Here is a 21,725-nt window from a genome sequence, read left to right as displayed (position 1 = left end):
CCGATCACTGACCGCCGCTCTGGTTTCCGGCCGCGTATGCCTGGGCGAGGACATAGGCGCGGATGGCTTCAGCCTCATCCGGGGTCAGGTAGTCTGCGAAGGAAACCATGCCGTTGGCCGCAAGGTTTCCGTCGATGACAACGCCCTTCCAGGCGTCCTTGTTTCCGGCGATGGCCGACCAGCGCAGATCCGGCAGCACGCCCGACGAGACAGCCAGCGGACCATGGCAGACGGCGCAATTGCGGGCAAAATGCACCGACCCCTGCTCGATCAGCGCCGCGCTGCCGAAGGCTTCGCCTTTCGGCGTTTTCTCGATCGGCGTCAGACCGGAATCAGCAATCTCCTGCGTCCCGCCGATCTTGAAGGTGACAACCTTACCGACCGAAGAGGCGACCTTGTCATCGTAGCCGAACCCGGCGGCGAGCGCGAAGGCCGAGCCCCAGCCGGTGGTGATCGTGACGTATTGCTCGCCGTCGATCATGTAGGTGCCGGGGCCCGAGGCGCCGCCCGCTTTCAGCGGATGGCTCCAGAGCTTTTCGCCCGTCTCGGCATTGTAGGCCACGAAGTCGCCATTGAGCTTGCCCTGGAAGACCAGGCCGCCGGCCGTCGACAGCACGCCGCCATTCCACGCGTTCTCATGCTCGACACTCCAGCGGGCCGCGCGGGCCACCGGATCCCAGCCGATGAGCCGGCCCTTGAGGGTGGAGCGCAGCATCTTAGCCACTTCGGGCGGTGCAATCGGCGGCACGCCGGCCGAGAAGTCGATGCCGGTATTCCAGCCGGTGGGCCGGGATGTGAAACGCGGATCCTCGGCATAGGCCTGCGGGATTTCCTGCGCCGGGATATAGGCTAGGCCTGTGTCGGGGCTGAACGCCATCGGCTGCCAGTTGTGTGCGCCAAGCGGACCGGGCAGCTGCTGGAACGGGGCTTTGCCGTACCGGGCCTCCGGGTTCTCGATCGGGCGGCCGTTCTCGTCGAGGCCGGTGGCCCAGTTCATCGGGCCGAAGGCATCGCCGGACAGGAACTGGCCGGTCGCCGCATCCAGGACATAGAAGAAGCCGTTCTTCGGGGCCTGCATCGCGACGCGGCGAGCTGCGCCGTTTTCACCGAGCGGCAGGTCCGCAAGGATGATCGTCTGCGTGGCGGTGTAATCCCAGTTGTCGCCGGGCGTCGTCTGGAAGTGCCACTTGTAGGCGCCGGTGGTCGCGTCGACCGCAACGATGGACGAGAGGAACAGGTTGTCGCCGCCCGAGGGGTCGCGGAAGGTGCGGTTCCAAGGCGAACCGTTGCCGACGCCGAAAATGATCTGGTCGTTCACTTCGTCGTAGACGATCGAGTCCCAGACGGTGCCGCCGCCACCATCGGTGGTCCAGGCGCCTTCATCACCCCAGGTGACGTTGCCGACCTTGACGAAGGCATCGTCCGACGCCGCGCCGTCCGGCTGCTTCAGCGGGTTGGGCACGGTATAGAAGCGCCAGACGAGATCGCCCGAGCTGGAATCGTAGGCCGATAGATAACCGCGCACGCCGAGTTCGGCGCCGCCATTGCCGATCAGGATCTTGCCGTTCACGGCGCGCGGCGCACCGGTGATGGTGTAGGGTTTGGACTGGTCGACCGTGACGGTGCTCCAGACCTTTTCGCCGGTTTCGGCGTTGAGGGCCTCGAGGCGGCCATCGATGACGCCGACATAGACCTTGCCGTCATAGACGGCGACGCCGCGGTTCACGACATCGCAGCACGCTTTCACGCCGACTGCCTTGTCGACTTCCGGATCGTAGACCCACTTCTCGGCGCCGGTCTTGGCGTCGAGCGCATAGACAACCGACCAGGCCGACGTGACGTACATCGTGCCATCGACGACGATCGGGGTGGATTCAACGCCCCGATTGGTGGCGAGGTCATAAGTCCAGGCGACGCCAAGCTGATTGACGTTGTCCTTGTTGATCAGGGCCAGCTTCGAATGGCGCTGCTCATCGTACGTGCCGCCATAGGTGAGCCACTCATCACCGCCGCTGGCGGTGGAGATGCGGGCCGTGTCGACCGCTGCGAAACCTTCCGGCTCTGCGATCTGGGGCTGACGGTCGCCGCAGGCGGCCAGAAGCAGGGCCGAGCCTGCCAGTAACGCCGGAGCCGCCCAGCTGCGCCAAGTGCTGATGTTCATGTTGTGCCTCCCGAACCGGGCCCCTTGCTCACAATCGGCGGGGTCTCTCCGCGCGCAGACTAGCGGGTCAGGCGCCAAAGTCGAGGTGTGACGCCACGGGAGCAGGTCAGGCGACGGCAGCGGCGCGGAGTTCGTCGCGCGCCGCGAGCATCGCGCTTTCAATCGCGTCCTGCCAGGCCTCGATCGTGGTCGCGCCTGCAGCGGCCTTGGGGAAGTTCACTGACCGCGAGGCGCTGATCACGCCGCCTTCGACATGATTGCCGCGCGGCAGCAGGCCCGCCATCGCATCGCCGGGTGCGCCGCCCTGTGCACCATAACCCGGCACCAGGAAGAGGGCTTGAGGCGCGGCGGCCCGCACGCGGCGCGCTTCCTCCGGCGCAGTCGCGCCGACGACCATCATCAGGTTGGACCAGCCGCAAGGGCTCATCAGACGCTCGGTCAACGATTGGAGCGCTTCGGCGACGCGCATGAACAATGGCTTGCCGCCGGTATCGAGCATCTGGAAATCGGCCGCGCCGGGATTGGACGTGCGTACGAGCACCACGATCCCCTTCCCCGCCGCTTCCGCGCGCTTCGCGAATGGCTCCAGCGTGTCGAGGCCCATATAGGGGTTCACGGTGACAGCGTCCGCCTCGAAGAAGGCGCCGGGCGAGAGATAGGCCTCGGCATAGCCTTCTGCGGTGGAGCCTATATCGCCGCGCTTGGCATCCATGAGGACAATCAGGCCGGCCTCGCGGGCCGCGCGGGTGATTGCGGCGAGTGCAGCCAGGCCGCCTGGACCGAGCCGCTCGAAGAAGCCGACTTGCGGTTTGATCACGGCGACTTTTCCGGCCGCGACCTCAACGAGTGAACGGCCCCAATATTCAAGGCCGCGGGCCGTGTCGCCGCCGAACAAGACCGGGACCATGCCCGGATGGGGGTCAATGCCGACGCAGAGCGGTCCGAACTGGCGCACACCTTGGGTCAGTCGGCTCGCAAAGTCGCTCATCGCGTCACCTCACACGTCACTTTCACAACCTGTAACTTGCGCCGCGCATTATCGGAAGAGGCCCCATAGCCCGACATCTCGAACTGATCGGCCGGGCCGGGCTGTACCTCGACGCCGAGCTTGGTGAGGAAGGCATCAATGGACTGGGGCGCGGTCGTATAAATCCGCCCGCGCCGGGGACTCTCAGCGACAATCACGCCGCGCACCGAGCCCGACGCGTCGAAGATCGGGCCGCCCGATATGCCGCCGAGCGTACCTTTCAGGCCGTCTGTGCGTCCCACTTCCGCCCAGGCCAGGATCGGCGCCTCGGCCTCGCGGCGTCCGCGCGTCATCAGACGCGAGCGCGCCACAAGACGGGTGGCGAGTTCACCCGGCTGGCCCTGCGGGAAGCCGACGGCATACCCTTCATCCCCCACGCGCAGCGGCGCTTCCAGCGCCAGAGAGACCGGGAACGGGCTGCGGCCTGTCGACAGGAGCGCGAGGTCATGGTCCTCGTCGATCTCGATCCGGGCGACCGGAACATAGTTGCTGGGCGCGACTTCCAGGGTGACCTTGGCGCAGCCTTCCACCACATGGCGCGCGGTCAACCAGTCGCCCTTCTCATTGACGGCGAATGCGGTGCCGATTCCGTTCTGGGGCTCACCGACCTGGACAAGAACCAGCTCGTCCAGTGGCGACGGGTCCGGCAGGAGCGGTCCCATCTCGGCGGCAAAGTCTGCGGGAGCGGCCGGCTCGGGCGCATCCGCGCGCGGCGACAACGCAAACAGCGTCGCGAGCATCAGCCCGAGCGCGCCAATATAGATGAGCCAGTCGAAGGATCGCATTGGTGCTTTATAGCCGCTGGAGCACCGGGTCCCAGAGGCCTGCTGCAAGGATCACCGCCGCGCAAAGCTTGGCGGCAGCGAGCAATGTCGCCGCGCCAATCTCGTCCTTGGCGATGCGGCCCGGGATGTCGCGCAGGATCAGGTCGACCAACCGGTAGGCGATCAGCTGCATCAGCAGCGCAATGGCGCCCCAGATGCAGAGACCGGCAAGGGTCATCGAGGAGGCCAGTGTGGAGGCGATCGGAATGGCGAGGCCGACCAGGGCGCCGGAGAGTGCGATCCCCGCCGATGTGTTGCCGGCCCGGACGAGCGCCAATTCCTTCCACGGCGTCAGCAACACATAGATCGTTGCAGCGGCGATCAACATCATACCGGCCGCGCCGGTCGACATCAGAAACCGGGGAAAGGCCGCGTCAAAGGCGCTAATTTCTGCACTGATGGGCATCTTTCGGGAGTCCTCTGAAAATTCTGACAGGTATGCCGGCCCGGCCTTGCCAGAGGGGTCTGCCACCCCTACCCACTGGCTGAACGCGCCTCAAGGAGACATGCACATGCTCAAGGGAAAAACCGCCCTCGTAACCGGCTCGACCAGCGGAATCGGCAAAGCGATTGCCACCCGCCTCGCGGCCGAAGGCGCCAATGTGATGCTGAACGGTTTCGGCGACGCCAAGGAAATCGAAGCGCTTCGATCGGGTCTCGAAAGGGATCATAAAGTAAAGGTGGCCTTTTCCGGGGCTGACCTGACCAAGGTCGAGGCGATCACGCAGATGATGGACGAGGCCAAGGCTGCTTTTGGCGGTGTCGATATCCTCGTGAACAACGCCGGCGTCCAGCATGTGGCCCCTATTGACGAATTCCCGGTCGCCAAGTGGGACCTGATCATCGCGCTGAATCTTACCTCGGCCTTCCATACAACGCGCCTCGCGCTTCCGTTCATGAAATCGAGGAAATGGGGCCGGATCCTCAACATGGGCTCGGCCCATGCGAAGGTCGCCTCGCCTTACAAATCCGCCTACGTGTCGGCCAAGCATGGCCTTGCCGGCTTCACCAAGACGGCGGCTCTGGAAGGCGCCGAGCACGGCGTGCGGGTCAACCTGATCTGCCCGGGCTATGTGCACACGCCGCTCGTGGACGGCCAGATCGACGACACCGCCAAGGCGCGCGGCATGTCACGCGACGAGGTGGTGAAGAACGTGATTCTCGCGGCGCAGCCGACCAAGGAGTTCGTGACGGTCGAGCAGATTGCCGGCCTCGCCGTCTTCCTGTGCTCACCGTCTGCAGACTCAATCAACGGCACGGAGCTGTCGATCGATGGCGGCTGGACCGCGCAATAGCCTTGCGGGGCGTCAGGCGGGCTTGAACGTCAGCGCCACGCCGTTGTTGCAGTAGCGCAGGCCCGTCGGCGCGGGTCCATCCTCGAACACATGGCCCTGGTGCCCCAGGCAGCGGGCACAGTGATACTCCGTACGCGCATAAAACAGCTTCTTGTCGATCTTGGTGCCGACGGCGCCGGGCAGCACATCCCAGAAGCTTGGCCAGCCGGTGCCGCTGTCGAACTTGTTGTCCGACGAGAAGAGCGCAAGATCGCAGCCGGCACAGTGGAACACGCCGACGCGTTTCTCGGCATTCAGCGGCGAGGTGAAAGCGCGTTCGGTGTCCTCTTGGCGAAGGACCGCATAGGCGGCAGGTGAGAGCCGGGCTTTCCAGTCGGCATCGCTGAGCGCGCGCCATTCATCGTCGGAATAATCCGAGGGCGTAACGGCCCCGGCCTGCGTGGCGACGCCGGAGCAAGCGGCAAGCGCTGTAACGGCCGTGGAGAGGAGGAAGAGGCGGCGGGAGAAACGGTGATGTGTCATGGACCCAATACGCACGAGCGGCCCGGCCGGTTCAACTCAACTCGACGTGAACAGGCCCGGCGCGTCCTACTCGGCAGCCTTCATGATCGCTTCCATTCGCTGGATCCAGGCGATCCACGCCGCGCGCCCCTTCGGCGTCAAGTGAACGCGCGTCTGCGGTTTGCGTCCGACGAAGCGTTTCTCCTGTTCGACATAACCGGCCTCCTCAAGTTTCCTGAGATGGGCGGAGAGGTTTCCGTCCGTTGCGCCGACCTTGTCGCGCAGCTCGCCGAAGATCGCCGGGCTGACCACCGAGAGGTAGGCCATCACGCCGAGGCGCAGGCGGCCGTGGATGACATCATCGATGTCGTTGTGGTCGAAGGGATTGTCCTCGCTCACGGGGGCTCCTTCAGACGGTCGTGCCGGGCTCGTTGCGGAGCATCGCGAGGCCAGGAACACAGACGGCAATGAAGGCAACGCCCGCACCGACAAGCCACACATAGTCCGTGCCCGACAGCGCGCCCGCTACAGCTGCGCCGCACAGCGCCGCGGTACCGGCGAAGCGGAGGGCAGGCTGCCTGGCGATCAGGCCCGTGACGAACTGGCCGAGACCATAGAGGCCGATCACCATGGGAACGGACCAGTTGAAGCCTTCCCAACCATCCTTGAACAGCGCCACGCGGGCGATCACGCCCACGAAATAAGCAAAGAGCACGAAGCCGGCGCACGTCCAGAGTGTGGACTGGACCTGATTGCCGGCCGAGGAGGCGCCCGGTTTTGCCGGAATGCTGGCCTGCAGGAGGAACTGGCCCGCCAGACCGAGGCCAACCATGCCGGCCCACCAGATCCACAGCGTCTGCGGCCCGACGCCGAGCATGCCCGACGAAATCAAGAAATGGCCAACATAAGCGAGCGTCATCAGACCGCCCCACCAGGCCAGGAACCGGCCCCCGAGCAGGGGGGCGTTCTGGCCGGCTTCGGCGAGATCCCGGACATAGGCGAGATCGCTCGAGAGGGAATCTGTACGTGTCATTTGACGCTCCATAGAGAACTTTGATTTTTAAAGTACACTGCAGATTTCCCGGTGTCAATCGACTTCGCGCCAGCCTGCCGGACTTAGGGAAAACTTGCAGGCGAGCCCGGAACCCGGCATACACGCTGTAGTTGTTTTTTGGAGGTTTAAATTGTCAGAGTTGAGCGCCTGCCCCGAGACGGCTGCCCTGCCGAACGGTTTCGAGCTGACGGAACTGAGCCCGCACTTCCTGCAGGATCCCCATCCGATCCTTGACCGGCTCAGACAGGAAGCGCCCCGGCACATCCACGCCCATGCGCATTTCCCCCAAGCCCCGACGGGTCTGTACCTGACGCGGATTGAAGACGTGCGGGCGATCTTTTCGGACGCCACGTATCAACGCGATCCGCGCAAGACGCCGCTCGGATCGCTGGCCCGGTCGTTTGCGCCGCCGGCCATGCTGGACCCGGCGCCGCACGGCAACCTGCTCTACATGGACGGCGCCGAGCACCGGCGCGTGCGCAGTCTCGTGTCGCGTGCTTTCACGCCGAAATCCATTGCCACCAAACGCGGCGAGATCGAAGCGATCGCGGCGCGTCTTCTGGAAGAGGCAGCCGCAAAACCGGATTTCGATGCGATTGCCGAGTTTGCAGCGCCCTATCCGATCTACGTGATCGGCGACATGCTGGGCTTTTCGCGAGCCGACATGCCGCAATTCCGCGCCTGGTCGGAAGACCTGATCTTCGTGTTCAATCCGCTGCGTTCGCCGGATGAAGACCGCAGGCAGATGGCTGCCTTTGCGGGGCTCGACGCCTATTTCGCGGAACAGATCGCGCGCCGGCGCCGTCAGCCCTCGGAGGATCTGCTCTCCGCGATCATCCACACACAGGATGGCGGCGACACGCTGACCGATCCAGAAGTCTCCTCACTTCTCCTGCTGCTTCTGCTGGCCGGAAACCTCACGACTGCCGATGTGATCGGCAATGGCCTGCACGCGCTGATCACGCATCCGGACGAATGGGCCGCGCTGGTCGTCGATCCCGATCTTGCCGTGCCGGCGACCGAGGAGTTGTTGCGCTATGGCCCGCCCGTGGCGATTGCGGCGCGTTATGTGCCGGAGGACCGGGATATCCTGGGGTGCCCGGTGAAGAAGGGCGCGGCGGTCGTCGTCTCGTTGCTGGGCGCAAACCGGGATCCGGAAGCTTTCGAGGATCCACACGCCTTTCGCATCCGCCGTGGCCGGCGGGATCACGCGGCCTTCGGAGGCGGGGCGCATGCTTGCCTCGGTGCGCCGCTGGCGCGGCTGGAGATCGAGATCGCCTTGCGGCTGCTGGCCTCGCGCTATCCGCGCCTGCGCCTCGCTGCGCCCGCCGTGCGCGACCGACCGACCATCGGCTTTGTCGGATTCCGGAGCCTGCGCCTCTCCCTCACCTGACGCCCCAGCCTCCGGCAGAGGCCTGCTTGCAAGGGTTTCAAATCCGCAGTATAATACGTAAATGTTCACTCACATTGAGCGTTTGCGGCCAGCCGCCTTGCCTGCCACCAGCCCTTGCCTCGCTGGCTTCGGCGCTGCGCTGCCTGCAGAACTGAGACCATCGGCAGATATTGATCTGCAGCTAGGCAAGCCGTCCGGCTGGCTGGAAGCGGCTTGCGGCGTTGCCAGCCGACACGTCGCCGCTTCGCACGAGACGCAGGAAAGCCTCGCGGCGGAGGCGGCCCGCGCGGCGCTGTGCGATGCCGGTCTGGCGCTCGAAGATATCGGCCTGCTGCTGTTTGGCGCTTCCGTCGGCCGTCAGCCGATCCCGGCCACGGCGGCCCTCGTCAAGCGCGAGCTGGGCGGCGGTCAACTTGCGTTCCCCGCCTATGACGTGAACGCGACATGCCTCAGCACGATGGTCGCGCTGGACCTTGCCACGCTGCAGATCGCCGCCGGGAGGGTGAAACATGTGCTTGTCGTGACGTCGGAGATCGCGTCACGCGCGCTGCCCTGGAGCGATGCGCCCGAAACGGCCGGCCTGTTCGGCGATGGCGCAGCGGCTTTCGTAGTCAGCGCGCCTGGCGCTCCGTCCGGCGAGGGCGCGCGCTTCGGAGGCTTCCATATGGAGACCTACGCCGGCGGCTATGAAGCCTGCACTCTGGCGGCGGGCGGCACCGGGATTGACTTTCACCGCGATCCAGAAGCTTTCGCCCGCAACGCCTATTTCCGGATGGACGGCAAGGCGCTCTACCGCATCACGGCCGCCGCACTGCCCGGCTTTCTCGACCGGTTGCTCGCCAAGGCCGGCCTGCGCCGGGACGACATCGATCTGGTCGTGCCGCACCAGGCCAGCCCGCACGCGCTGACCCACATCATCCGCCGCGGCGGCTTTGCCCCCGACCGCGTCTTCGACCGGGTACGGACCATCGGCAACCAGGTGGCTGCATCGATACCCGTCGCGCTCTGCCTGGCGCGGGCTGAAGGACGCGTGCGGCCCGGCATGCGGATCCTTCTGGTCGGAACCTCAGCCGGCGTCTCCCTCGCCGGAGCGATCCTGGAGACCTGACCCGTGGCCGCAATCGCCATCACGGGCGCAACCGGATTTCTGGGCGGCGCGCTCTGCCGCCGATTGCTGGCCGCCGGCCAACCCGTGATCGCCCTCGGCCGCGACGCGGCCAAACTGGATGCGCTCGCAGCGCGGGGCGCGGCGACAGTTCGCAACGATCTCGCCCAGAGCGCGCCGCCCTTGCCGGAACAGCCGGTCAGCGCGGTCGTGCATTGTGCAGCCCTGTCGTCCGCCTGGGGGCCCAAGGCGGCTTTCCGTGCGGCGAACGTTGACGGAACAGCCCGCGCGCTCGCCTTCGCGCGGGACACCGGCGCGCGCCGCTTTGTGCATATCTCGACGCCGAGCCTCTACTTCTGTTTCCGCGACCAGCCGATGGTGCGCGAAGACGCCGTCCTGCCGCCGTCCGTCAACGCCTACGCGGCCACCAAGGGCGAGGCGGAACGGCTGGCGCTCTCGGCGGAGGATCTCGATGTCATCGTCTTGCGCCCGCGCGGCCTTTACGGCGCGGGGGACACAGCACTGCTGCCCAGACTGCTCCGCGCCGCGAGCGCCGGTCCACTGCCTCTGGTGCGGGACGGGCGCGCCGAGACCGATCTCACCTATATCGACGACGCGGTCGAGGCGGTGTGTGCCGCGCTCGCCGCGCCGGAGGGCCTGGCGCAGCGCGTGTTCAACATATCCGGCGGTGAGCCGTTGCCCGTCCGCCGAATTGCCGAAGCGGCGGGCGCCCGGGCCGGCTTGACCGTCCGCTGGCGGACGATGCCGTCCGGCTTGGTGTTGGGCGCTGCCCGCGCGCTGGAACTCGCCGCCCGTCTCCATCCCCGTCAGCCCGAACCACGAGTGACAGCCTATGGCGCGGGCCTCTTCACCTTTACCCAGACACTCGACCTGACAGCGGCACGCACGCATCTCGGTTGGACCCCGCGCATCGCCTTCGAGGATGGGCTGGCGCGGACGTTCGGGGCGACGGCATGATCACCGGGCTCAGCTTCCCCAACAGTGCGACGGTGCGCGTTCCGGAACGTCTTGTCCTGCGCGGCGGGCGCTGGACACAGATCGATCTGGCTGTCCGCTATGCGCAGTTCAGCCATTCGCGTGCAGGCACCTGCCTCATCGACACGGGTTACTCAGCCCGCGTGACGTCCGGGACCCGTTCGCTACCGCTCACGCTCTACGCCGCGATCCTCCGCCCCCGGCTGACGCCGCTTGCGCTTCCACCGGCCTGCCCGAAAGCTGATACGATCCTCCTGACACACCTGCACGCCGATCACATCTCGGCGCTGCGCGATTATCCGGAGGCGAAGCTGGTGGCAGACGCCGCGGCCGCCGCGCATTTTCTGGAGGCGGGCGACATTTCCCGCACCCGGCACGGCGTGTTCAAGGAACTCCTGCCGGATGATTTCCGTAAGCGGATCGTCGGCCTGAGCACACTGGCACAGATCGAAGCTCCCTTCGGCCTCGGGCCCGCGCGCGACGTGTTCGGCGACGGTGAAGTCCTGGCCGTTCCCCTGCCCGGTCACATGCGCGGCCACACGGGATACCTCTTCGCGAAGCAGCCCGTGCCTGTGCTTTATGCCGGAGATGCTGACTGGCTCGCCCGGGCCATCCGCGAAGACCGCTCACCCCGGGCGCCGGCACGGTGGATCCTTGATGATCCCGAAGCGGGCCGAGAAACCGCCGCACGTCTCAACGCGTTTGCGGCCGCCGGCGGACGGGTTGTCCTTTGCCATGATCCGGAACCCGCCGAATGAGCCCGGCGCTCATCTTGACGCTGACCGCCTTCTGGCGCACGAAGGCAAGGGCCCGGCGCCTGCGCACGCGCGCGGCCTTGCTCGACTGGCAGGGGGGCCGCCTAAATCATTTCCTAACCCGGCAAGCTCCGAAGGCCGCAGCCTTCGCTGACCTCGCCGGCCATCCGCTCACGGACTTCCCTGTGATGGACAAGACCGCTTTGATGGACCGCTTCGAAGCGTACAATATTGCGGGCATTGCCGCCGACCGCGCCTGGCAAGCCCTCGAGACAGCCGGGCGCATCGGGCGCTACTCGGTCGGCGCCAGCACGGGCACAAGCGGAAATCGAGGCCTGTATCTCGTCAGCGACCAGGAGCGATACCTCTGGCTCGGCACCCTGCTCGCAAAGGCGCTGCCCGATGTCCTGTCGGCGAGCTACCGCGTGGCCGTGATGCTGCCGCGCAGCAGCCGGCTGTACGACGCGGCAAACGAGTCGCGGCGCCTGGCGCTCAAATTTTTTGATTTGTCGAACGGCCTCGAGAACCAGTTCATGGATATGGCAGCGTTCCGACCGAATGTGATCGTGGCGCCGCCGCACGTCTTGGTCGCCCTGGCGCGGACCGGCTTGCCGCTTGACTTGCGCCATGTCTTCTCCGGCGCCGAGGTGTTGGATCCGGCGGATCGTTCAGAAATCGAATCCCGTTTTGGCTTGACCGTTCGGGAGATCTACATGGCGACCGAAGGCCTCTTCGCCGTCGCCTGCCCGCACGGCACGCTGCATCTCTGCGAAGACTGTGTCGCCTTCGAATGGGAAACAGAAGCCGGCCTGTCTTCGCCGCTGATCACCGACTTCACACGCCGCACGCAGATCATGGTCCGTTACTGGATGAATGATCTTCTCCACCTGTCGGACACGCCCTGCCCGTGCGGCTCGCCCCTGCAGGCGGTCTCAGAAATTACCGGACGCAGCGATGATGCCTTCCTGTTCGCGGGCGGCGTGACCGTGACGCCGGATGTCATCCGCAACGCGGTCGTCGGCGCGGACCGCATCATCACCGACTTCCGCGTCACCCAGACGCCAGACGGCGCCGTCATGCTGACACTGCCGCCGGACAGCGCACCAGCGCTGCCCGCCGCGCAGCAAGGTCTGGAGACCCTGTTCGCGCGTCTCGGCGCCGCCGCAACCGTGAAGGCCGCGACGGCCCCGCTCGCTGCGCCCACAGGCGGCAAGCTTCGCCGCGTGGTGCGCGAACGCAGGTCCGCAGCGTGATCGAGACCCACGCCCTTCCCGGCTGGTATCCGTTGATGCGGGCCAAGGACCTGCGCGAGCGCCCCTCGACGCGAACGCTTTGCGGCACAGAGGTGCACCTCTCGCGCGGGCCGGATGGATTGCCGGAAGCGAGGACGGCCGCAACCGCAGAGCGCCTGGCCGCCATAGCGCAGGACGGGTGGATCTTCGCCGCCCTGGGCGCGACGCCACCTCGGCCGCCCGAAGCCGGCGTCCTGATCCCCTCTCCCTTCCGCGCACTCCAGATCGAAGGTCACGTCAGGGCCGGCATCGGCGACGTCGGCGAGAATATCCTCGACACGACCCATACCAGCGTCGTGCACAGCGGCTATCTGCGCCGCCCCGGCGCGCGCCGCGCGATCGAGGCCCATGTGACGTCCGGCTCAGACTGGATCTCCGCGACCTATCCGCCCGGCGCCGCGCCCAGCGGCTGGGGCGCGCGGCTGCTCGGTGCGCATCGCTACACGATCACCGATGCGTTCCGCGCGCCTGGCGTCGCCGAAGTCTCGTACACGGAAGATGGAAAGCCGGTCTTCGCGGCCCGGTTCCGGCTGACGCCCGTTTCAACGCGCGAAACCTATGTCGCGGCAACATTTGCCGTACCGGGGCAAGGCGCGCTCGCCGCGCTCAAGCTCCTCGCCCTGAGACTGTTTTTTGTGCGCATCTTCGCGGAAGACCGCGCGATCCTGGAACTGATCGGCGAGAACCGGGCCACGCACACCGCACCGCCACTGGTTTACGCGCCGCAAGACCTGCTGCGCCCCGGCATCGACGCCGTTCTGGACGGACGGCGGCCCGTCGCCCCGCCGTCACGCATCCTGCTGAAAGTCTGAACTTGTGGCCGGCTTCGAACGTACCCTGAATTTCACCTCCGCCAACGAAGATGGCGCAACCGAGCTCGCGGCGCTGTCGCTGACCCCGGCCGATCATGTGCTCTGCCTGACCGCCAGCGGCGCACGCCCGCTCGACCTCCTGCTCGGCGCGCCGGCGAAGATCACCTCCATCGACATCAACCCGGCCCAGAACGAGCTCCTCCGGCTGAAAATCGCTGCCTATCGCGCTCTCGGTGACGAAGCGCTGCACGCTTATCTCGGTCTCGCGCCCACGCGCCACCGCCTGGATCTGCATCGCCAGGTCGAGGTGCACCTGGAGCCGCAATCGCGCGCCTTCTGGCACAAACGGCGCGGCGCCATCGCGGGCGGCGTCTGGCAGTCCGGTCGGTGGGAACGGGTGCTCCGCCTTGGGGCGGCCGGAACACGCCTGATCCGTGGGCGGCATATCTCAGATCTGTTCGGCGCGTCGACGCTGGAGGACCAGGCGGCGATCTGGCGCGCGCATTTCGACGACGCCGTCTGGCACGGCGCGGTGCGTCTCCTGTCCCAGCGCTGGTTCTGGACGCGGATCATCGGGGAGCCCGGCGGTGCCTTCCTGCCGCCGCCACCGGAAAGCGAGGCACGGCTCACCGGCCTGTTCCGGCGCGCGTCGGAGACCATCTTCTTCCGCGAATCCGACTTCGCCGCCCTTCTGTTCTTGGGCCGCCATGAGCCGGGCGGCGCCCTGCCCCTGCATATCCGGCCGGAAAACCTCGGCGCCGTGCGCGCGGCACTGGACCGGATCACGATTGCCGAAGCCGGGCTCGCCGGCCTCGGCGAAGCAGGTCTTGGCCGGTTCGACGCGTTCTCGCTGTCGGATTTTGGCTCCTATTGCGGGCAAGCGGCTTACGATGCCTGCTGGCGCGGCATCCTCGCCGCCGCCCGTCCGGACGCGCGCTTTTGCGAGCGCGTCTTCATGAACCCGGTCGCGCCCGGCCGCGATATCGCGCGGTCGATCCAGCCCGACACGGCCCGCAGCGCCGCGCTGTCACGCACCGACACAGCCATCATCTACGACATCCGCTGCGGAACCCTCACCCCCGAAACCTGAGGCGAATGGTGATCCCGGCGCGATTCGAACGCGCGGCCTACAGATTAGGAATCTGTCGCTCTATCCTGCTGAGCTACGGGATCGCCGAGCCTCCCTCTAGGGGAAATCGGGGCAGAATTGAAGGCCGGATTCGCCATACCTGCCGAGACTCAGCTTGCGCGGGCCAAGCCTGCCGGGCGGAAAAATTCGCTGGAACTGGCGGCGTGCCGCGTGGCGAAGGACCCGTGGGACGATCTCGCCATGGGCGAGCATCGCGCGCGTCGTGCGCGCGTACGACGGATATGCGCTGGTGCTGGAAATCCAAAAAAGCGCCGCCGAGCGCTGCCCGCTGCCGGACGGCACGCAAGTCCGCGCCCGCGGCTTCCTGCGCGACGGCCGCCTCGAGATCAGCCATCCGCTGAATGTCGAAAACCTCGGCGATGCGCGCCGGCTTACGTCTCCGGAATAAGGCCCGAGGCTTCCGGGTCACCGACGATGCGCTCCAGCGCCTTGCGCAGCTTGCTCAGCGCCTGATGCTCGATCTGGCGCACGCGCTCCTTGGAGACTCCGAGGTCTGCGCCAAGCGCTTCCAGCGTCATCGGCTCGTCGGAAAGGCGACGCCGCGTGATGATGTCCATCTCGCGCGGGTTCAGGGATTTCAGCGCTTCGGCGATCCACACCCGGCGTTTCTCGGCGTCGCGCCGCGCCATGACCGACTGTTCAGGGATCGCGGCTTCATCGGCGATCAGATCCTGCCATTCGGCGTCTCCGTCTGCAGACATCGGCGCATTGAGCGACCGGTCGGCGCCCGACAGGCGCGAAGCCATCGTCTCGACATCGCGCACCGGCACGCCGAGATGTGTCGCCACCCATTCCCGGTTCTCCGGCGTCATGATGCCGTCTCCCGTGTCGGCAATGCGCGCGCGCAGACGGCGCAGGTTGAAGAACAGGGATTTCTGCGCCGACGTTGTCCCGGTCCGGACGATCGACCAGTTGCGCAGCACATAGTCCTGGATCGCAGACCGGATCCACCAGCTGGCATAAGTGGAGAAGCGCACCTCGCGTTCCGGTTCGAACCGGGCGGCCGCCTGCATCAGGCCGACATTGCCTTCGGAGACCAGGTCCGCCATCGGCAGGCCGTAATGCCGGAACTTGGAGGCCATCGCGATCACCAGGCGCATATAGGCGGTCGTGAGCTCGTGGAGGGCCGCCTCGTCATCCTGCTCGCGCCAGCGCCGGGCCAGGTCTGCCTCATGCGCGGGCTCAAGCAGCGCAACTTTCATTGCAGTGCGCAGATACTGGCGATCTGCAGGCGTATGGGACTCGTATGCGCTGGCCATTCGGTGTCCTCCCGGCGAAACGACCCGGTTTGATCTATGGCCTGTCTACGCAGCGGCGGAAGAATTGGATCAGTCCGGGCTTGATTCCAGCGGCCGACGGACTAGTTCGCCGCCCGCCTTGACGCCGCTGCGCCCAAAGGCCTAACTCGCGCTCCGGAACACAACCAGAACGACCGGACTGACCCCATGAGCCCCGCCCCCGAAGACCTCCTCCCCCGCCGCTCCGCCGAAATCTGCCGGGGCACGCTGCGCCTGCTCGGGCATCTCGGCTATTACGGGCTCACGGAAATGACGCTGGCCAACAACCGGCGGGCCGACATTGCGGCTATCGGGCCGGGCGGCGACATCTGGATGATCGAGATCAAGTCCAGCATCGCAGACTTCAAGTCGGACCATAAATGGCGCGAATACATGGATTTCTGCGACCGGCTCACCTTCGCGGTCGGGGATGACTTTCCGCAGGAGCTGATCCCGCCCGAAGCCGGCCTGATCGTTGCGGACGCTTTCTACGGCGCGGTGATCCGAGACGCGCCGGAAGCGAAGCTCGTGCCGGCGCGCCGCAAGGCGGTGACGCTGCGTTTTGCGCGCCTCGCCGCAGCCAGGCTGACAGGCGTTGCCGATACGGGCTGGACGCCGGCCGATGACGGGCTTACGTCGCCGCTGACATGAGTCTCGCTTATCCCATTGCCCGCAGCCTCGACGAGGCGACCCGGCCCGGCGTGAAAACCGCCCGGACGCTGCGCGAAGCTGCGGCCAGTTCGCCCGGCGCACGGGTCGTGGGGCTCGAGACGAGCTGGCTCCACCTGACGGAAGAGGAAGCGGCCGCCCTCGTGGCCGCGCAGGGCCTTGAGGGTCCGGCCGGCTACCTGCAGCGTTACGAAGACACATCGGGTCATGTCGTCGTTGCGGTCACCTGGTGGAAACTTGCGGACCCGAATGCGCCCAAGGCCGCGCCGCCGCCTCCTGCCGCGCCGCCCGAAGCGCCGGCCTCAGCCGACCATACGGACGATCTCTACTTCCGCCGGGGCCGCACCAAACCGCGCCGCAAGCGGCCGATCGATCCCAACCAGCTGGACCTGTTCGACGTCGGCTCTGGCTCCTGAGCCGGCCTCAGGCCGGCACAGGCACCGGGCCTCGATAGACCGAGCGCGGCCGCACGAGCCGCCCTTCCCCGATCTGCTCGCGCGCATGCGCCGTCCAGCCCAGCACACGGCCACAGGCGAATACCGGCGTAAACGCATCGCGCGCCAGGCCGAGAGCTTCCAGCAGCAATGCAGTGTAGAACTCCACATTCGTCTCGAGCTTGCGCTGCGGGTATTTCTTCGCGAGCCGTCCGAGCACCGCGCGTTCGATATGTTCCGCAAACCGGATGCGGCCTGATGTGCCCGGCAGGCGTGCGACGGCCGCCTTGAGCGCGTCGGCGCGCGGATCGCGCACGCGGTAGACGCGGTGACCGAACCCCATCAGCCGCTCGCCCCGTCCCAGCGCCCCGTCGATCCAGGCTTCGGCATTTTCCGGCGCACCGATGTCATCGATCATGTCGAGCACCGGCCCGGGGGCGCCGCCATGCAGCGGCCCCTTGAGGGCCGACAGGCCCGCAACCGCAGCCGAGACCAGGCCGGCCCGCGTCGAGGCCACCACGCGCGCTGCAAAGGTCGAGGCGTTCAGGCCATGGTCGCACACCGTGACAAGATAGGCGTCGAGCGCCCGGGCTTCGGCCTGATCGGGCACCCGTCCGGTCAGCATACGGAGAAAGTCGGCTGCGTGTGACAGATCCGGATCGGGCGCAATCGGCGCTTCGCCTCTTGCCCGGCGGATGGCGGCTGCGGTGAACACGGCGCCTGCAGCCGAAAGTCGGATCGCCGCGTCAAGGCTTTCGTCGTCCGGCAGCATGGCCCAGCCCACCCGCAGGAAGGAAATCACATCCAGACCGTCCGGAATCTCGGCCACATGCGCGAACACGTCCGCCCGCGCCGCGCCGATACGGGCGCCCAGCGCACGAACATCCGGCAGCGTATCGAACATGCCCTGCCACAAGAGGTGCGCCCCATCCTCGAACGCCATCGACGCGGCTAGCATTTCTACCGGCCAGCCACGGATCACAAGACGTCCATTCTGTCCGTCTACGTCCGAAAGGACCGTTTCTGCAGCAACGACATTTTCAAGCCCGGTATCCATGTTCGGTCTCCTTTTCTTGAGCCGTATGTCGCGCAGGGGCTGGTCAACGTCAATCTTGATCAATATAATCAATATATGATGTGGATCGGACGCTCAGAGGCATTGGAAGAACTGGGCGTGAAACCCCAGACACTGTACGCCTATGTCAGCCGGGGCCTGATCGCCTCGAAGCCGGACGCGGACGATCCGCGCGCCAGCCTCTATGCCGCTGCGGATATTGCTGCCCTTGTCAAACGCCGCCGCAGCGGGCGCGGGAGGCAGGCGATTGCCCGCGCTGCCATCGCCTGGGGCGAACCGGTGATGGAAACAGCCATAACCACGGTGCAGGGCGGAAAGCTGATCTATCGCGGCAAGGATGCGGTACGTCTCGCCGCCGATGCCACACTCGAAGAGGCTGCCGCCCTTCTCTGGAATGCCCGCGCGCTGCCCCCGCCGCGTGCCGTGTCCAGCGTGCCGGATGGCGACTCCGGCAAGATGCGTGCACTCGCCTACCTCGCCTCACACGCCGCTTCCGATGCGCCGAGCTTTGCGCGGGGCGCTGCAGCCCTCGCCGCCGAAGGCAGCGACCTCCTGGCCGGCTTCGGCGCAGCGATTACGGGTGCCGGAGGGCGCGGCTTCTTCCACCAGCGTCTCGGCCGCCATTGGGGCCTCACGCCGGGCGGCACGGATCTGGTGCGCCGGGCTTTGGTGCTCGTGGCCGACCATGAACTAAACCCGTCCACCTTCGCCGCGCGGGTCGCGGCCTCCACCGGCGCGCCGCTCGCGGCCTGCGCGCTCGCCGGCTGCGCCACGCTGACTGGCCCGTTGCACGGTGAGGCCTCCGCCCGCGCGCTAACTTACCTTCGCGCCGCAATGGACGATGACCCGGCCGCCGCCCTCGCCCGCATCGCCGCACGCGGCGAGCGCATTCCCGCCATCGGACACACGCTGTATCCGGCCGGCGATCCGCGCGCCGCCGCGCTCCTGCGCTGGATGAAGCCGGCCGCAGACCTCAAGCGCGCCGTACGCGCTGCAGAGGAAGCCTCAGGCGAAGCGGCGAACATCGACATGGCGCTCGCCGCGCTCAGCGTGCAGCTTTCCCTTCCGGACGACGCGCCATTCCTGATCTTTGCCAGCGGACGCATGGCCGGCTGGATCGCACACGCCATGGAGCAACGCGCCAGCGCGCGCCCCATCCGTCCGCGTGCGAACTATGTCGGCGTCTAGATCCGCGCCTTGAGGCTCTCGGCGACGGCTTCCGCCGTGATGCCGAAATGCTTGTAGAGCTGCTGGTAAGGCGCGCTCGCGCCGAAGCTGCCCATGCCGACAAAACCGCCCTCGGCACCGATCCAGCGATCCCATCCAAACCGGACACCGGCTTCGACGGCAACCTTGGGTAAGCCCTTGCCCAGCGTCGTCTGCTGGTAGGCCGCATCCTGCTGGCCGAACAGTTCCATCGACGGCATCGACACGACGCGCACGCCGATCCCTTCTGCTGCCAGCAGCGCCTGTGCCTTCAGCGCGATCTCAACTTCCGAGCCCGTCGCGATCAGCACGCCGCGCTCCTTGCCCTTTGCCGGTGAGAGGACATAGGCTCCCTTGGCGGAGAGGTTTTCGTCCGTATGCGTCTTGCGGGCCGGCGTCACATTCTGGCGGGTCAGCGCCATCGTGGATGGCCCCTCCTGACGCGCCAGCGCCAGTTCCCAGCACTCGGCCGTCTCCACACCATCGGCGGGGCGGAACACCAGCATGTCCGGCATCGCGCGCAGCGACGCGATCTGTTCCACCGGCTGGTGGGTTGGCCCGTCTTCGCCCAGCCCGATCGAGTCGTGGGTCATCACGTGCACCACACGCAGACCCATCAGCGCGCCGAGCCGGATCGCAGCGCGGCTGTAATCGGCGAACACGAGGAACGTGCCCGAATACGGAATGATGCCGCCATGCAGCGCCATGCCGTTCATCGCCGCCGCCATCGCATGCTCGCGCACGCCGTAATGGATATAGCGCCCGTCCCAGCTCTTCGGCGTCATCGGCGCCGTGGAGCTGGTCTTGGTATTGTTCGAACCTGACAGGTCGGCCGAACCGCCAACCATTTCCGGCACCAGGTGCGTGATCACTTCAAGCGCTTCGCCGCTCCACACGCGCGTAGCCTTGGAGGCGCCGCCTTCAACGACGGCCTTCTTGTGCTTGGCCACGGCCTTGGCGAGATTCTTCGGCAGGCGGCCGGCAATCGCGGCATTGAACTCGCCCTTGTGCGGGCTGGCGGCCAGGCGTTTCTTCCAGGCCGCGTGGTCCTCGCGGCTGCGCTCGCCCGCCTTCTCCCAGGCTTTCTCGATGGCCTCGGGCACTTCGAACGGCGCGTGAGGCCAACCGAGCGTCTCACGAATGCCGGCAATCTCCTCGGCGCCATACGGGCCGCCATGGGCCTTGCCGGTCCCGGCCAGTTTCGGCGCTCCGAAACCGATGATCGTTTTCACCGCCAGGAAAACCGGCTTCTTCTGCTTCGTCGCCCATTTAAGCGCGTCGGCCACGTCTTTCTCGTCATGTCCGCTCACACGGCGCGTCACCCAGCCTGAAGCCTCGAAGCGCATGCATTGATCGGTCGAATCGGACAGGTCGGTCGACCCGTCGATGGTCACCGCATTGTCGTCGAACAGCACGATCAGTTTGTTCAGCTTCAGGTGCCCGGCCAGCGTGATCGCCTCCTGGCTCACGCCTTCCATCAGGCAGCCATCGCCCGCGATTACCCAGGTGCGGTGATCGACCAGATCGTCGCCGAACCGTGCATTGAGGTGGCGCTCGGCCATCGCCATGCCAACGGCCGTGGCAATGCCCTGCCCCAGCGGCCCGGTCGTCGTCTCGACACCGGCGGTCACGAAATTCTCGGGATGCCCCGGCGTCTTTGCGCCCAGCTGGCGGAAATTGCGGATATCGTCGCGCGAGACCGATTTGTAGCCGGTCAGGTGCAGCAACGAATAGATCAGCATCGACCCGTGACCCGCCGACAGCACGAAACGGTCTCGGTCCGGCCAGGCCGGATCTTTCGGATCGAACTTCAGGAATTTGCGGAACAGCACCGTTGCGGCGTCCGCCATGCCCAGAGGCAGGCCGACATGGCCCGATTTTGCAGCTTCGACGGCGTCCATGGACAGCGCCCGCACGGCATTTGCCATGTCGCGATTAGTGACAGCCATTCTGCTGGTCTCCCGGAGTTTTTCGCGCTTCGTGCTAGGCCAGACTCTCGCCGCACCGTCAAGGCGCTTGGCGCCGGGCAGCATTGCCGTTAGTCCAAGAAAGACATGTCAGACCTCGACCCGGCCGCCGCCCGACTCGATGCCGCCCTCCAGCGCCTGGAGGCTGCGCTGGAATCGCATTTGCTGCGATCCGGCAATCCGGTGGCCCTACGGGCCGAGATCGCCGCCCTTGTGACCGACCGGGCCCGGCTCGCCGAGGAGCTCGATCAATCCTTGGCACGCGAAAAAGAGCTCCAGTCACTCGCCGATGAGGCGAGTATGGCCCTCGGCTCCGCCATTGCGGAAGTTCGCGCGGCCCTCGGCAGCGAGGGCGAGTAGATGGCCAAGGCCGACATCACCCTCCGCGGCCGCACCTTCTCGATTGCCTGCGCGCCCGGGCAGGAAATGCGGGTCCAGCGCCTCGCCGAACAGCTCGACACCAGGGTCCGCCAGATTTCCGATGCCGTGGGCGATATCGGCGACGAGCGCCTGTTGCTGATCACCGCCCTCGCCCTGATGGACGAACTCGACAGCGTCCGGCGCGGCGTCTCTGCCCGTCCGGACACCGAAGCCCGCGCAGTCGAGCTGCTGATCCAGATGGCCGGAAAGGTCGAAGCCCTCGCCGCCCGGCTCGAGAATGACAATTAGACGCGTTCACCGCGACGGCATGCAGCAGCGCCGCGCCGGCCCGCCCGGTCTATGTTAGTCTGA

At 66.6% G+C, this 21,725-nt stretch carries 24 protein-coding genes and 1 tRNA gene; 14 read left to right on the top strand and 11 right to left on the bottom strand.

The genetic code is table 11. The features are described 5' to 3' along the window. Positions 1 to 4: 4 nt before the first annotated feature. The 4 genes from GC148_RS08270 to GC148_RS08255 form a co-directional block, all read right to left on the bottom strand. Positions 5 to 2,161, bottom strand: a complete 2,157-nt coding sequence (locus tag GC148_RS08270; protein WP_291070200.1) for a PQQ-dependent dehydrogenase, methanol/ethanol family — start codon at positions 2,159 to 2,161, stop codon at positions 5 to 7. 106 nt (positions 2,162 to 2,267) lie between these two features. Beyond that, positions 2,268 to 3,149: an orotidine-5'-phosphate decarboxylase gene (gene pyrF / locus GC148_RS08265; RefSeq protein ID WP_291070199.1), complete on the bottom strand. Its 882-nt coding sequence runs from the start codon at positions 3,147 to 3,149 to the stop codon at positions 2,268 to 2,270. Beyond that, positions 3,146 to 3,973, bottom strand: a complete 828-nt coding sequence (locus GC148_RS08260; protein WP_291070198.1) for a serine protease — start codon at positions 3,971 to 3,973, stop codon at positions 3,146 to 3,148. Before GC148_RS08260 ends, pyrF begins: the two co-directional genes overlap by 4 nt. Before the next feature lie 7 nt (positions 3,974 to 3,980). Then, complete coding sequence (locus GC148_RS08255) at positions 3,981 to 4,418, bottom strand: DUF350 domain-containing protein (protein ID WP_291070197.1); 438 nt, start codon at positions 4,416 to 4,418, stop codon at positions 3,981 to 3,983. 106 nt (positions 4,419 to 4,524) lie between these two features. Here GC148_RS08255 and GC148_RS08250 point away from each other — a divergent pair, with 106 nt between their 5' ends. Beyond that, complete coding sequence (locus tag GC148_RS08250; RefSeq protein WP_291070196.1) at positions 4,525 to 5,307, top strand: 3-hydroxybutyrate dehydrogenase; 783 nt, start codon at positions 4,525 to 4,527, stop codon at positions 5,305 to 5,307. Between the two features lie 12 nt (positions 5,308 to 5,319). Here GC148_RS08250 and msrB read toward each other — a convergent pair whose 3' ends face one another. From msrB to GC148_RS08235, 3 genes are all read right to left on the bottom strand, one after another. Continuing rightward, positions 5,320 to 5,829 carry a peptide-methionine (R)-S-oxide reductase MsrB gene (gene msrB, locus GC148_RS08245; RefSeq protein WP_291070195.1) on the bottom strand — a complete coding sequence of 170 codons (510 nt, stop codon included), beginning with the start codon at positions 5,827 to 5,829 and terminating at the stop codon, positions 5,320 to 5,322. Between the two features lie 66 nt (positions 5,830 to 5,895). Continuing rightward, positions 5,896 to 6,207, bottom strand: a complete 312-nt coding sequence (locus GC148_RS08240) for a transcriptional regulator (protein WP_291070194.1) — start codon at positions 6,205 to 6,207, stop codon at positions 5,896 to 5,898. Positions 6,208 to 6,217: 10 nt separating this feature from the next. Continuing rightward, entirely contained in the window at positions 6,218 to 6,841 is a 624-nt protein-coding gene (locus tag GC148_RS08235; protein ID WP_291070193.1) for a hypothetical protein, read from the bottom strand. A gap of 151 nt (positions 6,842 to 6,992) precedes the next feature. Here GC148_RS08235 and GC148_RS08230 point away from each other — a divergent pair, with 151 nt between their 5' ends. From GC148_RS08230 to GC148_RS08200, 7 genes are all read left to right on the top strand, one after another. Beyond that, the gene (locus GC148_RS08230; protein ID WP_291070192.1) at positions 6,993 to 8,255 is read left to right on the top strand and encodes a cytochrome P450; all 1,263 of its coding nucleotides are present in this window, start codon (positions 6,993 to 6,995) and stop codon (positions 8,253 to 8,255) included. Positions 8,256 to 8,316: 61 nt separating this feature from the next. Continuing rightward, the gene (locus GC148_RS08225) at positions 8,317 to 9,363 is read left to right on the top strand and encodes a 3-oxoacyl-[acyl-carrier-protein] synthase III C-terminal domain-containing protein (protein WP_291070191.1); all 1,047 of its coding nucleotides are present in this window, start codon (positions 8,317 to 8,319) and stop codon (positions 9,361 to 9,363) included. A gap of 3 nt (positions 9,364 to 9,366) precedes the next feature. Beyond that, the gene (locus tag GC148_RS08220) at positions 9,367 to 10,338 is read left to right on the top strand and encodes an NAD(P)-dependent oxidoreductase (protein WP_291070190.1); all 972 of its coding nucleotides are present in this window, start codon (positions 9,367 to 9,369) and stop codon (positions 10,336 to 10,338) included. Continuing rightward, positions 10,335 to 11,114, top strand: coding sequence for an MBL fold metallo-hydrolase (locus GC148_RS08215; RefSeq protein WP_291070189.1), 780 nt, complete (start codon positions 10,335 to 10,337; stop codon positions 11,112 to 11,114). Before GC148_RS08220 ends, GC148_RS08215 begins: the two co-directional genes overlap by 4 nt. Further along, positions 11,111 to 12,364 carry a F390 synthetase-related protein gene (locus GC148_RS08210; RefSeq protein ID WP_291070188.1) on the top strand — a complete coding sequence of 418 codons (1,254 nt, stop codon included), beginning with the start codon at positions 11,111 to 11,113 and terminating at the stop codon, positions 12,362 to 12,364. The genes GC148_RS08215 and GC148_RS08210 overlap by 4 nt, the downstream gene beginning before the upstream one ends. After that, the gene (locus GC148_RS08205) at positions 12,361 to 13,215 is read left to right on the top strand and encodes a hypothetical protein (protein WP_291070187.1); all 855 of its coding nucleotides are present in this window, start codon (positions 12,361 to 12,363) and stop codon (positions 13,213 to 13,215) included. The genes GC148_RS08210 and GC148_RS08205 overlap by 4 nt, the downstream gene beginning before the upstream one ends. A 4-nt stretch (positions 13,216 to 13,219) precedes the next feature. Next, positions 13,220 to 14,305, top strand: coding sequence for a DUF3419 family protein (locus tag GC148_RS08200; RefSeq protein WP_291070186.1), 1,086 nt, complete (start codon positions 13,220 to 13,222; stop codon positions 14,303 to 14,305). Positions 14,306 to 14,311: 6 nt separating this feature from the next. Here the strand turns inward: GC148_RS08200 and GC148_RS08195 are convergent. Further along, positions 14,312 to 14,388 (bottom strand) — tRNA-Arg (locus GC148_RS08195). A gap of 71 nt (positions 14,389 to 14,459) precedes the next feature. Between GC148_RS08195 and GC148_RS08190 the strand changes: the two genes are divergently transcribed. Then, on the top strand, positions 14,460 to 14,753 hold the full coding sequence (locus GC148_RS08190; RefSeq protein ID WP_291070185.1) for a hypothetical protein: 294 nt from the start codon (positions 14,460 to 14,462) through the stop codon (positions 14,751 to 14,753). Here GC148_RS08190 and GC148_RS08185 read toward each other — a convergent pair. Continuing rightward, positions 14,737 to 15,624 carry an RNA polymerase factor sigma-32 gene (locus GC148_RS08185; RefSeq protein ID WP_291070184.1) on the bottom strand — a complete coding sequence of 296 codons (888 nt, stop codon included), beginning with the start codon at positions 15,622 to 15,624 and terminating at the stop codon, positions 14,737 to 14,739. The genes GC148_RS08190 and GC148_RS08185 overlap by 17 nt on opposite strands. Positions 15,625 to 15,810: 186 nt before the next feature. Here GC148_RS08185 and GC148_RS08180 point away from each other — a divergent pair, with 186 nt between their 5' ends. Both GC148_RS08180 and GC148_RS08175 read left to right on the top strand, forming a co-directional pair. Beyond that, positions 15,811 to 16,293 (top strand): MmcB family DNA repair protein, encoded by a 483-nt coding sequence (locus GC148_RS08180; protein WP_291070183.1) that lies wholly within the window; start codon positions 15,811 to 15,813, stop codon positions 16,291 to 16,293. Next, positions 16,290 to 16,727, top strand: a complete 438-nt coding sequence (locus GC148_RS08175; RefSeq protein WP_291070182.1) for a hypothetical protein — start codon at positions 16,290 to 16,292, stop codon at positions 16,725 to 16,727. Before GC148_RS08180 ends, GC148_RS08175 begins: the two co-directional genes overlap by 4 nt. A gap of 7 nt (positions 16,728 to 16,734) precedes the next feature. On the opposite strand, the gene GC148_RS08170 is transcribed toward GC148_RS08175, so the two are convergent. Beyond that, on the bottom strand, positions 16,735 to 17,802 hold the full coding sequence (locus GC148_RS08170; RefSeq protein WP_291070181.1) for a citrate synthase/methylcitrate synthase: 1,068 nt from the start codon (positions 17,800 to 17,802) through the stop codon (positions 16,735 to 16,737). Between the two features lie 75 nt (positions 17,803 to 17,877). On the opposite strand from GC148_RS08170, the gene GC148_RS08165 reads away from it, so the two are divergent. Further along, positions 17,878 to 19,008 carry a citrate synthase gene (locus GC148_RS08165; protein ID WP_291070180.1) on the top strand — a complete coding sequence of 377 codons (1,131 nt, stop codon included), beginning with the start codon at positions 17,878 to 17,880 and terminating at the stop codon, positions 19,006 to 19,008. On the opposite strand, the gene tkt is transcribed toward GC148_RS08165, so the two are convergent. Further along, positions 19,005 to 21,059, bottom strand: coding sequence for a transketolase (gene tkt / locus GC148_RS08160; protein ID WP_291070179.1), 2,055 nt, complete (start codon positions 21,057 to 21,059; stop codon positions 19,005 to 19,007). The genes GC148_RS08165 and tkt overlap by 4 nt on opposite strands. Positions 21,060 to 21,080: 21 nt before the next feature. Here tkt and GC148_RS08155 point away from each other — a divergent pair, with 21 nt between their 5' ends. Beyond that, on the top strand, positions 21,081 to 21,353 hold the full coding sequence (locus GC148_RS08155; protein WP_291070178.1) for a DUF4164 family protein: 273 nt from the start codon (positions 21,081 to 21,083) through the stop codon (positions 21,351 to 21,353). Then, positions 21,354 to 21,662, top strand: coding sequence for a cell division protein ZapA (locus GC148_RS08150; protein ID WP_291070177.1), 309 nt, complete (start codon positions 21,354 to 21,356; stop codon positions 21,660 to 21,662). It abuts the gene before it with no gap. Positions 21,663 to 21,725: the final 63 nt, after the last annotated feature.

It is taken from the genome of Hyphomonas sp. (genome assembly GCF_016125515.1).
In the GTDB taxonomy this organism is placed as follows: domain Bacteria; phylum Pseudomonadota; class Alphaproteobacteria; order Caulobacterales; family Hyphomonadaceae; genus Hyphomonas.
This window is presented reverse-complemented; position numbering and strand designations above follow the sequence as displayed.

Bases quoted from the DNA above. Each gene is read 5' to 3' on its own strand.
- GC148_RS08235 (WP_291070193.1), bottom strand. From the start codon at position 6,841: ATGACACGTACAGATTCCCTCTCGAGCGATCTCGCCTATGTCCGGGAT.
- GC148_RS08175 (WP_291070182.1), top strand. From the start codon at position 16,290: ATGAGTCTCGCTTATCCCATTGCCCGCAGCCTCGACGAGGCGACCCGG.
- GC148_RS08215 (WP_291070189.1), top strand. From the start codon at position 10,335: ATGATCACCGGGCTCAGCTTCCCCAACAGTGCGACGGTGCGCGTTCCG.
- GC148_RS08170 (WP_291070181.1), bottom strand. From the start codon at position 17,802: ATGGATACCGGGCTTGAAAATGTCGTTGCTGCAGAAACGGTCCTTTCG.
- GC148_RS08255 (WP_291070197.1), bottom strand. From the start codon at position 4,418: ATGCCCATCAGTGCAGAAATTAGCGCCTTTGACGCGGCCTTTCCCCGG.
- GC148_RS08180 (WP_291070183.1), top strand. From the start codon at position 15,811: ATGAGCCCCGCCCCCGAAGACCTCCTCCCCCGCCGCTCCGCCGAAATC.
- GC148_RS08250 (WP_291070196.1), top strand. From the start codon at position 4,525: ATGCTCAAGGGAAAAACCGCCCTCGTAACCGGCTCGACCAGCGGAATC.
- GC148_RS08270 (WP_291070200.1), bottom strand. From the start codon at position 2,161: ATGAACATCAGCACTTGGCGCAGCTGGGCGGCTCCGGCGTTACTGGCA.
- GC148_RS08185 (WP_291070184.1), bottom strand. From the start codon at position 15,624: ATGGCCAGCGCATACGAGTCCCATACGCCTGCAGATCGCCAGTATCTG.
- GC148_RS08165 (WP_291070180.1), top strand. From the start codon at position 17,878: ATGATGTGGATCGGACGCTCAGAGGCATTGGAAGAACTGGGCGTGAAA.
- GC148_RS08155 (WP_291070178.1), top strand. From the start codon at position 21,081: ATGTCAGACCTCGACCCGGCCGCCGCCCGACTCGATGCCGCCCTCCAG.
- GC148_RS08150 (WP_291070177.1), top strand. From the start codon at position 21,354: ATGGCCAAGGCCGACATCACCCTCCGCGGCCGCACCTTCTCGATTGCC.
- GC148_RS08225 (WP_291070191.1), top strand. From the start codon at position 8,317: ATGTTCACTCACATTGAGCGTTTGCGGCCAGCCGCCTTGCCTGCCACC.
- GC148_RS08260 (WP_291070198.1), bottom strand. From the start codon at position 3,973: ATGCGATCCTTCGACTGGCTCATCTATATTGGCGCGCTCGGGCTGATG.
- pyrF (WP_291070199.1), bottom strand. From the start codon at position 3,149: ATGAGCGACTTTGCGAGCCGACTGACCCAAGGTGTGCGCCAGTTCGGA.
- msrB (WP_291070195.1), bottom strand. From the start codon at position 5,829: ATGACACATCACCGTTTCTCCCGCCGCCTCTTCCTCCTCTCCACGGCC.
- tkt (WP_291070179.1), bottom strand. From the start codon at position 21,059: ATGCTGCCCGGCGCCAAGCGCCTTGACGGTGCGGCGAGAGTCTGGCCT.
- GC148_RS08210 (WP_291070188.1), top strand. From the start codon at position 11,111: ATGAGCCCGGCGCTCATCTTGACGCTGACCGCCTTCTGGCGCACGAAG.